Consider the following 10,604-nt stretch of genomic DNA (forward strand, 5'->3'; position numbering starts at 1 on the left):
TGACAGCGGCGGCACCCTGACGGGGTGCCGTCGCTGTCACAGCGAGGTGATCACGTCGAACTCGTAGTCGCTGGCCGCCGCAAGGTAGATCGGATGATCCAGGTGCGAGTTCCGCATCTGCATGACTCCGCGCGGGCTGTCGAAGCCTACGCACTCCGACACTGACAGGATGCGTCGCAGATCGAACGACTTCGCCCGTCGCACGAGGGCAGCTATCGTTTGAACGCCTTCGTAGCAGGATTCGGCCATGTTGTTGAGCGGCGGAGCGTCCGCACTGAAGGTCGAGACGTAATCGCTGGTCAAGTCCATTGCTCCGGCAGTGGCAAGCGAACGGAAGTACGAGGCGGCCACGTAGAGCCGCCTTGTGCTGCCTGGTCCGCTAGCGAGAAGCATGTTCTCTTCCATCAGCGGGCTGAACCGAGTCATGCGATGGTCGAGCCCTTGTTGAGCAAAGAGCCGATTGAAAAGGACAGCGTCCTGCCCCACCAACAGCATCAGAACTCCGTCGGCGTCACTTTCTTTCACACGCCGCATGGCCGAACTGAAATCGCATGTCCCGAACGGCACATACACCTCGTCGGCGATCTCAAGTCCCAGGCTGCGAGCGAATGAAACAGTTGCTGCGGCTGATTCTCTGGGCCAGACGTAGTCGTCGCCGACGATGCACCAACGTCGAAGGTTCTCGTTGTCGCGAAGCCACCGCAGTGCCGGCGCGATCTGTGTACGCGGAGTCTCACCAGAACAGAAGACACCCGTTGTGGTCTCTCCGCCTTCGTACAGCGCGGTGTAGACGTACGGAGCACGTCCACTGAGCATGGGGGCCAGCCGCTTGCGAACGGCCGAGATATGCCAACCCGTCACACCATCGATGCCACCGACGTCCAACAGAGCTTTGACCTCGTGCGCGACTTCGGATGGAGCCTTGCCTCCGTCCAGCACGTGCAGCTCAACTGCCCGCCCAAGCAATCCGCCTTCCGCATTCAACCGCTTGGCCGCGAGTGCCGCGAGGGCCTCGCATGAGGGCCCGAACATGCCTGCAGGCCCCTGCAGAGGCACCACGAGCGCAAGGCGAAACACGTCCGCCGCGCGTGACGGGCTGCGAGCCTGCAGTACGGCACTTGACACGGGGCTCCTTGAGATTGCGCGATCGTGCTATATCTTTGACTAGAAATGTTCCGATTGGAAGGGTTTCCGTGGACACAACTGGTCCTGTAGTTGACTCGACGTCGCGCAGGAGCGAGCTGGCGGAAGCGACCTCAGCAATGGACCGCTTTGTCCGACGCACGAACGCCCTGGTTGCAGCGCATGTGAAGGTGCGAGGGCTCACGCTGGAGCAGTGGCAGATCCTGGACTGCATCGTCCGGAACGAGAAGATCCCGATGACTGATCTTGCCTCCGCGGTCTTCATGCCGGCGGCCAGCGTGACCCGAGCTGTCGACAAGTTGGTCGCGAACGCCTTGGTGTATCGGCAGGCCGCCATGAATGACCGCCGTCGCGTTCTTGTTCGCGCGTCTCGCAGGGGCGAGGATCTCCGCGATGATCTCGTTGATGAATTGGCGCACTTCTATGGCTCGGCTTACGAGGTGCTTGGCGAGGCTGAACGATCCCAGCTCATCAAGCTGGCACGCCAGCTCTAGGCCGGTCCCGCCGACATCTCGACACTGGTCATACCCCAGACCGGACCCCCGGGAACGAAGCACCCGTCGAGAACTCACCATGGGCGGGAGGCTCCAGATGTCCCATCTGACCTATCCCGACGTCGGCTCGACGTCCGGCAATCTCCTGGGCGGCGACCACCACGTGCGAGCGTCCCTATTCATCGGCCACGAACGTGCTGCGTTCGAAACAGCCTCGGCCTCGCTGCTTCCTGGTCGAGATCGACCCGCACACGCATTCGGTGACGGCGACCATCACCGCGTTCTCGACGCCGACCACCCGGATCGTGCGGGCGGGCGGCCCCGCGCCGCGGCTCGTGCAGGCTCGCACGACCCAGCGCTACGTGCGATCACTGGATGATGGTCGACTCGTGCACTCGCCGAGCCCTGCATCGATGTCGTCCGAGACGCTGATCAAGAAGCCGCCACCAAGTCGCAGGACATGACGGCCCACCAGGACGCCCGCTGCGCCATGCCGGTCGACGATCGTTGAAAGCCGAGCCGGATCGTGATTGAGGACGTTGATCGTCCCGCGCTGCGTGCCCAACGTGATGACCCGCCCGGTGACGCCGAGGACTTCGACGGTGGTGTGCGGCCGAGGATCCTGCCGGGTGAGCCGCGCCTGGATCCAGTGCACGGAATGGCCTGGACGGAAGAGTCCGCATGCCGCGGTGGACGGGGTGCTCGGATCGTTCATGAGGTGCTCGTTCCTGGAGGCTGCGCCTCCGATCGCTTGTCGCGGAGGGTCATCCGTGACCTGCTCTTCTCCTGGGGCACCCACCACGTCGGGGGTTGCCGGACAGCCAGCCAGGTACTTGTCGCTGCCGCTCGTGAGCGTGAGGACGACACTACGCGCTGGACCTGACAGTTCCGGCTGAGGCGCCTCGAAGTGACCACATGAGTGGCTCGCTGTGGCCATACCGGCCAACTTCGGTCGATTCCGCCTCCGTGCCGGTCGATGCTGACTCGGCGGGCGGCGCAGTGCTGCCCCGATCGGAGGGACTCCCATGAACACTCAACCCCCTAGCGGCAGCACGCCGCCCGGCTTCTATCCCGACTCGTCCGGCGCCATGCGCTGGTGGGACGGCAGCTCGTGGACCGAGCACACCCAGCAGGCAACGCCTGAGCAGGTCGCGCCGCCGAAGAAGAGGCACACGTTCCGCAACGTCATGCTCGGAATCATCGCGGCGTGCGTCCTCTTCATCGCCGGATGCACTGCACTCCTCGGCAGCGCCGCCAATGAGGCCGGCAAGTCGATCGAGAAGGAAGTGGCCAAGGACAAGCAGCCCGGCGGCCCCGACAACCCGTTGACGATCGTCGAGGGCAAGAAGTTCTCCGTGTCGGGCTTCGACTACTCGTCCGGCTGGAAGGTCGACGAGGACGTGCTCGGCAGCATCGACATCGCCAAGCTGAAAGTCACGAACAACCGCGACAAGAAGGACTCGGCCCTCGTCGAGATCAAGTTCATGAAGGGCAGCGAGGTGCTCGCACTCGCCGACTGCACGACCGAGCCGGTAGCCATCGGTCAGACCACGACGCTCTCGTGCGGCAGCACGGACGAGCTGCCGAAGTCGTACGACCGCATCACGATCAACGACTCGTTCTGAGAGCGCGCATGACTGACAACGAAGCAGAGTCCACACCCACCCGGATCTGTCGCAAGTGCAGCGCCGCGAGCACGTCGCCGGGTGAGTTCTGTCCCGGCTGCGGCACTCCGTACGTACGCCGGTCGCGCCGGCCGTCTCCCAAGGTTGCTCTGGTCGCGGCCCTGGTCGTGCTTCTCGTGGCGGGCGTCACGGCGGCCATCGCCGTGAAGCAACATCAGGACGGACTGGCAGGCGACCGAGCGGCGGCAGCCGCGGAGCGGCAGGACCGCCGCGAGCGAGACGCCGCTGCGGACGCGCGGGAGCGGGCCGACGAGGCCGAGCGAGACGTGCGTCGTGACCTGGTGGAGGCACTCGAGAAGCAGATCACCAAGGACGCGAAGGAGAATGTCGCCGACGACCTCCTAGAGGGTCCGATCAAGTACACGAGCTGCACGGCTACGGGCGGCGGATCCACTGACGATCTCACCGCTCTCACCGGGACGTTCGAGTGCATCGCTGTCAACGAGGAGAACAGCGACGGGACGGCGTCGGGCTACCGCTACGCCGGCACGGCCGAGTGGGACACCGGCTCGATCACCTGGAAGCTCGGTGGGTGACACCGGACCGTCAAAAGACCGTAAAAACCCGACATTCGAGGACTTTCTGGCCTGCTGTTCTGCGCGCCTACGCCCGCCTGATGGGCTACTTTTTCAGAACCGCGGCCACCCCAGCCTGCCTCCGGGCTCGATGTCTGGGACTCCCACAGCCGCGCACTTCCAGAAAGCAGGGGAACCATGACGCCTCGGGCCCCTCGCGGGACGTTCCGCTTCTTGTCTGTGTTCGCAGCATTCGTGCTCGGCATTGGCGCGTTCGCGGCCACTCGAGACTTGGGCTGGCTCAGCCCGTTCGGGATCGAGTCGGAGAGCCACGACTCCCAAGTCATTCATGCGATCGAGCGCACCCAGGAGGTCTCTCTCCTCAGCCTTGGTGTCCAAGGCATCACCAATGAGAAGCGCTGCGCGGAGGCCTTCGGAAAGTGCATCCCTGGCAGTGCTGAACAGGTCTTCCTGCAGTACAACTTCAATGCAAAACTCGGGATCGATGGCGCCCAGGTCGACGTGACCAAGTCGGGAGAGAACTCATTTCGCGTCTCCATTCCGGACTTCACGTTCATCGGTTACGAGAAGCCCACCTTCAAGGTCGCAACAGAGGACGCTGGGGTCTTGGAGTGGTTCACCCCAGACATCGACAAGGTCGCGATGATCAACAAGATTCTGGACAGCGAGGCACGGACCAAGTACTTGGCGTCGAACAGCGCGCTCCTCAAGGACCAGACCGAAGTCTTCTACGACAGCCTGATCACCAGCATCGACCGCGATGCAGTCACGACCTACGAGTTCCGCTCGTAGCTGGCCAGGTGTCCGCGTCGTCTCGTCTCGCGCCGATCGGCCGCCAGCGCGTGCGCCCACCACGGGGGTTTGGCCCCGAATTTTGTGGGAAGGTCCTGGCGTACGCGCCGGCTGCACGCTCGACCGGAGGGGCAACCCCTCGGTCGATCACCGTGTCGACGACGACCTCTCACCCACGAGAACTCTTCGAGGTCGCTGGCCGACGAGGATCGTTCTGGGGCAGGAGGCCACTGATGGGTGAGAAGTCGGTGTAGCGCTCGGAGAACGTGCGACGCCAGTCGTCGTGGCCGTCGACGGCCTCGACGATCGACTGGATCGAGTGGAAGCTCAGTCCGGCAGTATCCACCAGCTGCTCCTGGACCTTGGCGGTCGCAACGCGCGCGGCCTGGTCCTCGTCGCACGCGACGACCACGCCGAACGCGCGGTCGTACGCCTCGATCTCGATGGTCGCCTGCGTGAGGAGCTGGTTGAACCAGAGCTGGCGGAGACCGTTCTTGTCCAAGTGGGATGCCGCATCCGGCCGCCACCATTGACTGCTCGTGTGCTCAAGGAACTTCTGTGCGGCCGGCTTGCGCAGCGTCGCTTTCAGATCTTCGTGGTACTTGCACTCCACCCCGACGAATCCCCGCTCTCCCGTCCCGGTCGTGTACTCGACGAATGCATCGAACGCAGAGCCGGAGAACGTACCTGTGCTCGGCGCCCACTCGATCCTGATGTCGTCGACGATGGATGCCTGATCGTCTATCTCCCGGATCCACGGCAAAATCGACGCCGGATCACTCGCCAGATGACCGAAGAGGTTGAAGCACAGCGGCTGCGACGAGAGGGCGTTGCGACGGAGGCGGTCCTCTTGGATCATCCCCGGACGCCCCTTCGAGTCGCTCTTGGCCCGGTGAAATGCCGCGCGGGCAGCGGGCGTCATCAAGTTGACGTCGAGGGAGACATCGAGCGGCAACATCGAACCGACGAGCCGACCCAGCTGGCCGGTCGCCGGACCGGCCGGTTGACCCGCGATCGTCTGGCGCCACCACGTCTGCTGAAGCCGGAGGCCTGCCTGCCAGCGGTTGTCCGATGTCTCTCGCCAGACAGGGTCGTCCCACGCGGCAGCTGGGTCCGTGCTCATCTGATCCCCCTCAGTCGCTTCAGGACGGCCGGTCCGCCCTGTGCCTCGATGTGCTCCGCGTCCCCGCAGACCACCAACAGGTCCCGAGCGCGGGACAGCCCGACGTACAGACGCTCCGTCGCTCGATCCCGTCCCGGCTGCTCGTTGACTGCGAGGATCACCGCGGGGCGTTCAAGCCCCTTGAATCCCGAGACGTGTCCGTAGAAGACCTGGTCCTTGTCCCAGAACGAGTCCCAGTACGACTGCCAGCCGGCCTCCTGCCGCGACTTCTGCTCCGGGTGCCGCGGGCCCGTGGTCAGCACCGCGATGTCGGACGGCTGCCAGCCCTCGTCGATCAGCTGGTCGACCATGTCGTCGGCCCGGTCGAGAGCGTCCTCATGAGAGCACTCGACGAAGCGGACCTCCTCGCCTTCGTGCTGACTCACCCGGAGCCGGTTGGGCGCCATCGGCGAGAACGTCTGCGAGATCTGCTTGGTGTTGCGCAGGTTGCGGTCGAGGATGAGCGGCACGAGCCCGGCCGGCGAGTCCCCGAAGCGATGGAAGATGCGCTGCCCCTCGTCGGTGAAGACGTAGAGGCCGCTGTCCTCGTACTTCAGGGCCTCCAGGACGACGGGCCACCACGAGTCGGCGAAGTCCTGAGCCTCGTCGATGACGATGGCGTCGAACAGCTCGCCCCACTCGAGCTCGCGCACGAGGCCGAGCATCTCCTGCGGAAGTCGGTTCTCCCAGAAGTCGGAGTCGTTGTCGTCACCCTCGGTGGCGCCCCACTCCGCGCCGAGCCCGTGGAACGTGCCGACGTACGCCGGCTGGTCCTTGTGGCCGAACGTGCTGAGCCGGCGCCCCATCCAGACGGACAGGCCGCGGGAATAGCTCATGAGCGCAACCCGCTGGCCGTCGCGCGCGAGCCTGCGTGCCTGCTCCACTGCGAGCCACGTCTTGCCGCTGCCCGCTCCCCCGCGGATCTCGACCTGGTCGACGTGCGCGATGAAGTCGAGGATGCGGGACTGCTCCAGGCTGAGTCGCTCGATGACGTCGTCGTGGTCGGCGACCCGGTCCGCCACGGCGTCGGACGGCAACGTCGCGGAGAACCGCTGAGGCAGGAACCGACCCTGCAGCGCCTCGTGGATCGCGACGATGTCCATCGCGTCGCACGGACGGGCGTCCCGCTCCTGCATCGTCAGCATGTTGCGAAGACGGCTCACGACGTCGTCCATGTCGGCTCGGTCCACCACCATCCACCGATGGCAGTCGGGCATGTCGAACTGCGGATCAAGTCGTACGTTCGGCAGCACGACGCCGTGCGCCCACAGGATCGGCCTCTTGCCGGCCCAGGCCATCGAGTCCTCGACCCACTTCTTCAAGACGTGTTTGGCCGTCATGGCCTGCTCGACGGGATCGCGGCGCTTCACGCCCTCGGGCAGCTCTTGGAACCACTTGCCGTGCTCGACCCAGACCTTCCCGCCCTTGATCTCGAGCACGACGACTCCGAGCCCTTCGAACACCACGGCGATGTCGAGCTCGTAGTCGCGAGCGTGGTCGGTGAATCGCTGGTTGGCGATGAGGAGATCGTTCTCGCCGAGCTGCTCTCGCAGAGCGGTCCAGACGCGCTGCTCTGCACCGCTGGCGAACTTGGGCTCTTCGGGCCACAGCATGGGAGTGGGCATAGCAGGGATCCTGTCACTGAAGTGGGGCAATTGCCCGGAAGGGAGGGAGATCTCGGGGTCGGCCGGCCTGGACGCCCTCACGCGGCAGCGCCGCTCTCGTCGGTGATCTCACCGATCGCGTCGTCCAGTGCCGAGACGACCTTGCGCCAGGCGATGACCTGCAGGAGGAGCGCGTCCTGTAATGCGCCCTCGGCCGAGGCGGTCCTGCGTCTCGCCAGCTTGCCTGCCTCGATCGCAGCGTCGCGCCAACGCCGCAGCGATCTCCGCGAGTCGTCCGCGAGGTCACGCGCCATGATGACCAGGTCAGACCGGCCCCCAGACATGCCGAAGAGCAGAAGCAGGTCCTCGTCGACGCCTAGAGCGACAGGCGTACCCGGACGCGGCCGGATCACCTTGGCGCGCACCCGGGCTCCTTCGTCCTGCAGAAAGCCGAAGGTCGAGTCGATGGCGCGGTCGAGATGTGCAGAGCAGAAGGGGGCGGCGTTCACCGTCGTCGCCACCACCAGGCTGTCGCCGATCAGCGAGAAGCAGAAGAAATGGAAGCGCCCATTCAGTTTCAGCAGGCGCTTGCGCGCCTTGCGGACGTCGACGTCACGGGCGACCACGGCCCACACCTCGACGACCGGACGGCTTCGGCTCACCCGGATGTCGACCCTGCCGGCGTCGCGTGCCAAGCCGATCGACCCATCGTCGCGAACCGGGGGCTCGAAGCCGAGGCGCTCGGACACGGCTCGCTCGACCCACTGCTGCAGATCGGCGCGGTCGAGTGGCGTCACGGACTCCGGTGTGGGCGTTCGTGGGGCCGGTGCGGAGGTGGGCTCCGCAGGGTCAGCAAGGACGAGATCGCCTGCGAGAACCTCGACGAACGATGGGTGGACGGCACCGGCGGACTCGAGCGCATCCGAGATCACGCGGGCGTACGCGTCGATGCTGCCGGGGCCGAACGCAATGCTGCGCCCGTGCCGCGCCTGGGGTCGGTCCTGCTCGTCGTCCCACTCCCAGAGCGCCTCGAAGCGCGAGTCGCGCCGCGTCACGACCAGCTCGACCGTCCATCCGTCGTCGGCATCGGGCAGGCCCAGAGCCAGGACGTCGTCAACGGGCATGTCGGCCAGGCGGTCAGCGACACGGACGCGGAACGTCAGCCAGGCGCCAGCGACCTCACGGTCGACCACCGTCTCCTCATAGCTGCCCATCGCGCATCTCCCATCGCTCGTCGTCGTGGTTGACGCTATGGACGAGCACCGACAGTTTTATGCAACGGGCTAATTCAGTGATGCAGACTAGTCACCGGCGGGCGTCGAGCATCCTCTGCATGGCCCGCTTCTGCACCTCGGCGAGGACGTCGAGCCGCTCCCCCGGATCGAACTCCTCGACCAGGTCGAGAATGTCGCCGATCAAGTCCTCGCGCGACCCGGGCGCGGCATGCTCGCCACCGCCACCAGGGGCAGACGCGACGCGGAGCTGCGACACCCCGGGGGGTGGCCCGCCGGAGAGCAATTGCTCTGAAAACTGCTGTGCTTCCCGCACTTGAGAGCGGTCCTTGACGTCGCCCGGGATCGTCCGTTCGAGCGCCTCGACGCTGAGGTCCAGCGCCTGCGCGATCGCACGAGCGGCATTGCGGGACGGTTTGCGCAGGCCGGTCTCCAGCTGCGAGATGTAGGGGTACGAGAGCTCAGCCGCTTCGGCCAGCTGTGACCGCGACATCCCCTTGCGGTCCCGCTGCTCCTTGATCACCCGGGCGAAGGGTGGAAGAGAATTCACGACAATGCTCCTTGCATAATCTCTACTCGATGCATTATGCTGCTTGCACAAGCCTAGACGAAAGGAGCCGAGAATGGAACTCACCACTCGACTCGATCGGGATCGCTTCACCTGGCTGACCCCGAGCCTCACCTCCGCAGACCGGGCCTCAATGCTCGTGGAGGTCACCGCGCCGCCGATGCCCGACAGCACCCGTGCCGTCCCCACCCAGCTGGTGGTCGTGCTCGATCGCAGCGGATCCATGGCGGGTCCTCCGATCGAGCAGGCGAAGCAGGCCCTGTGCGATGTCGTCGACCGCCTCGCGCCGACCGACACGTTCGGTCTGGTCACGTTCGACGACACGGTCGACGTCGTCGTGCCTGCCGGGCCCGTCTCCAACCGCTCCCTGATCAAGGCGATGATCCGGTCGGTACGCCCCGGGGGGTCGACCGACCTCGCCGCAGGTCTCGTCCGCGGGCTGAAGGAAGCGCAGCGCCTCGAGTCACACGACGGCGTACGCGTCCTGCTCGTGAGCGACGGGCACGCCAACAGAGGCGTCACGGATCCTGCCGTGATCGGACGACGTACCGGACAGTTCCTCGACCAGCGCATCAGCACGTCGGTGCTGGGGATGGGCCTCGGCTACGACGAGCTCCTGCTCGAGGCGGTCTCAATGGCCGGAGCCGGCAACAACTACTTCGCCGACGAGGCGGGCACTGCCGGCGAGGCCATCGCTGCGGAGTGCGGGGAGCTGCTCGCGCAGCGCTTCCTGTCGGTTCGTCTGACGGTGGTCCCGGGCAACGGCGTCCAGCGCACGTCGGTCCTGGGTGACCTCAACGTCACCGCCCACAACGACGGCGTGCAGATCGCTCTCGGCGCGTTCACCGCAGATCAGACTCGCAGCGTCGTGCTGCAGTTCGACCCGAAGCAGGCGCCCAAGCCCGGACGCCGCAAGGTCGCGACGGTCCGCCTGACGTACGTGCTGGCGGACGACCTCGAGGACTACTCGGTCTCGCACACGGTGTGGGCGCACGTCGTCGACGGCGACGCGAAGCCCGCCAAGGTCGATCGCGAGGTCACGGCCGAGGTGCTGTTCCAGGGTGTCCAGCGACTCAAGCGCCGCGCGACCGATGCGCTGCAGGTGGGTGACCTCGACGCCGCTCGTCGCCGGTACGAGCGCGCGCTGCGCAGCGTCCACCGGCACTGGGCGGACGTCCCGGCCCACCGGCGTCCTGAGTTCGAGAAGGATCGCGCCGTCATCGAGGACGCCTTGCGCCGGCTCAAGGCCGACTCGAGCCCCACGGGAATGACGTACGTGAGCAAGATGACGGTCACCGACACCGCCTTCAACATGCGCGGACGTGACCGTCGTCGCCCCAGCGCCGGCTGACTTGTTCGACGAACAGATAACGAGACACGGGTGTACG

Annotated in this window: 12 protein-coding genes and 1 riboswitch; of the genes, 6 read left to right on the plus strand and 6 right to left on the minus strand. The window is 65.8% G+C overall.

What is annotated here, in order from left to right:
- Positions 1-36: 36 nt before the first annotated feature.
- Positions 37-1,125, minus strand: coding sequence for a substrate-binding domain-containing protein (locus GEV26_RS10885; protein WP_243838706.1), 1,089 nt, complete (start codon positions 1,123-1,125; stop codon positions 37-39).
- A gap of 137 nt (positions 1,126-1,262) precedes the next feature.
- Between GEV26_RS10885 and GEV26_RS17880 the strand changes: the two genes are divergently transcribed.
- Together GEV26_RS17880 and GEV26_RS18235 are read left to right on the plus strand one after the other, a co-directional pair.
- Positions 1,263-1,637, plus strand: coding sequence for a MarR family winged helix-turn-helix transcriptional regulator (locus GEV26_RS17880; RefSeq protein WP_194839824.1), 375 nt, complete (start codon positions 1,263-1,265; stop codon positions 1,635-1,637).
- A gap of 194 nt (positions 1,638-1,831) precedes the next feature.
- Entirely contained in the window at positions 1,832-2,101 is a 270-nt protein-coding gene (locus GEV26_RS18235) for a DUF1990 family protein (protein WP_424923848.1), read from the plus strand.
- Here GEV26_RS18235 and GEV26_RS18065 read toward each other — a convergent pair.
- Positions 1,996-2,352: a hypothetical protein gene (locus tag GEV26_RS18065; RefSeq protein ID WP_153653096.1), complete on the minus strand. Its 357-nt coding sequence runs from the start codon at positions 2,350-2,352 to the stop codon at positions 1,996-1,998. The genes GEV26_RS18235 and GEV26_RS18065 overlap by 106 nt on opposite strands.
- 27 nt (positions 2,353-2,379) lie before the next feature.
- Positions 2,380-2,491: riboswitch (SAM riboswitch) on the minus strand.
- 171 nt (positions 2,492-2,662) lie between these two features.
- Between GEV26_RS18065 and GEV26_RS10905 the strand changes: the two genes are divergently transcribed.
- The 3 genes from GEV26_RS10905 to GEV26_RS10915 all read left to right on the plus strand — a co-directional run bounded on the left by GEV26_RS10905 (position 2,663) and on the right by GEV26_RS10915 (position 4,650).
- A complete protein-coding gene (locus GEV26_RS10905; protein ID WP_153653097.1) occupies positions 2,663-3,262 on the plus strand; it encodes a DUF2510 domain-containing protein in 600 nt (199 codons plus the stop codon).
- An 8-nt stretch (positions 3,263-3,270) separates the two neighbouring features.
- Positions 3,271-3,858: a DUF2510 domain-containing protein gene (locus GEV26_RS10910; protein ID WP_153653098.1), complete on the plus strand. Its 588-nt coding sequence runs from the start codon at positions 3,271-3,273 to the stop codon at positions 3,856-3,858.
- A 219-nt stretch (positions 3,859-4,077) separates the two neighbouring features.
- Positions 4,078-4,650 carry a hypothetical protein gene (locus GEV26_RS10915; RefSeq protein WP_153653099.1) on the plus strand — a complete coding sequence of 191 codons (573 nt, stop codon included), beginning with the start codon at positions 4,078-4,080 and terminating at the stop codon, positions 4,648-4,650.
- A gap of 169 nt (positions 4,651-4,819) precedes the next feature.
- Here GEV26_RS10915 and GEV26_RS10920 read toward each other — a convergent pair whose 3' ends face one another.
- The 4 genes from GEV26_RS10920 to GEV26_RS17890 form a co-directional block, all read right to left on the minus strand.
- Complete coding sequence (locus GEV26_RS10920; protein ID WP_341769337.1) at positions 4,820-5,773, minus strand: PGN_0703 family putative restriction endonuclease; 954 nt, start codon at positions 5,771-5,773, stop codon at positions 4,820-4,822.
- A complete protein-coding gene (locus GEV26_RS10925) occupies positions 5,770-7,437 on the minus strand; it encodes a nuclease-related domain-containing DEAD/DEAH box helicase (protein WP_153653101.1) in 1,668 nt (555 codons plus the stop codon). Before GEV26_RS10925 ends, GEV26_RS10920 begins: the two co-directional genes overlap by 4 nt.
- 77 nt (positions 7,438-7,514) lie before the next feature.
- The gene (locus GEV26_RS10930; protein WP_153653102.1) at positions 7,515-8,630 is read right to left on the minus strand and encodes a T3SS (YopN, CesT) and YbjN peptide-binding chaperone 1; all 1,116 of its coding nucleotides are present in this window, start codon (positions 8,628-8,630) and stop codon (positions 7,515-7,517) included.
- A gap of 91 nt (positions 8,631-8,721) precedes the next feature.
- Positions 8,722-9,171: a helix-turn-helix domain-containing protein gene (locus GEV26_RS17890; RefSeq protein ID WP_194839827.1), complete on the minus strand. Its 450-nt coding sequence runs from the start codon at positions 9,169-9,171 to the stop codon at positions 8,722-8,724.
- Between the two features lie 100 nt (positions 9,172-9,271).
- Between GEV26_RS17890 and GEV26_RS10940 the strand changes: the two genes are divergently transcribed.
- On the plus strand, positions 9,272-10,567 hold the full coding sequence (locus GEV26_RS10940) for a vWA domain-containing protein (RefSeq protein WP_153653104.1): 1,296 nt from the start codon (positions 9,272-9,274) through the stop codon (positions 10,565-10,567).
- Positions 10,568-10,604 lie beyond the last annotated feature (37 nt).

This window comes from Aeromicrobium yanjiei (genome assembly GCF_009649075.1).
Classification (GTDB): Bacteria; Actinomycetota; Actinomycetes; order Propionibacteriales; family Nocardioidaceae; genus Aeromicrobium; species Aeromicrobium yanjiei.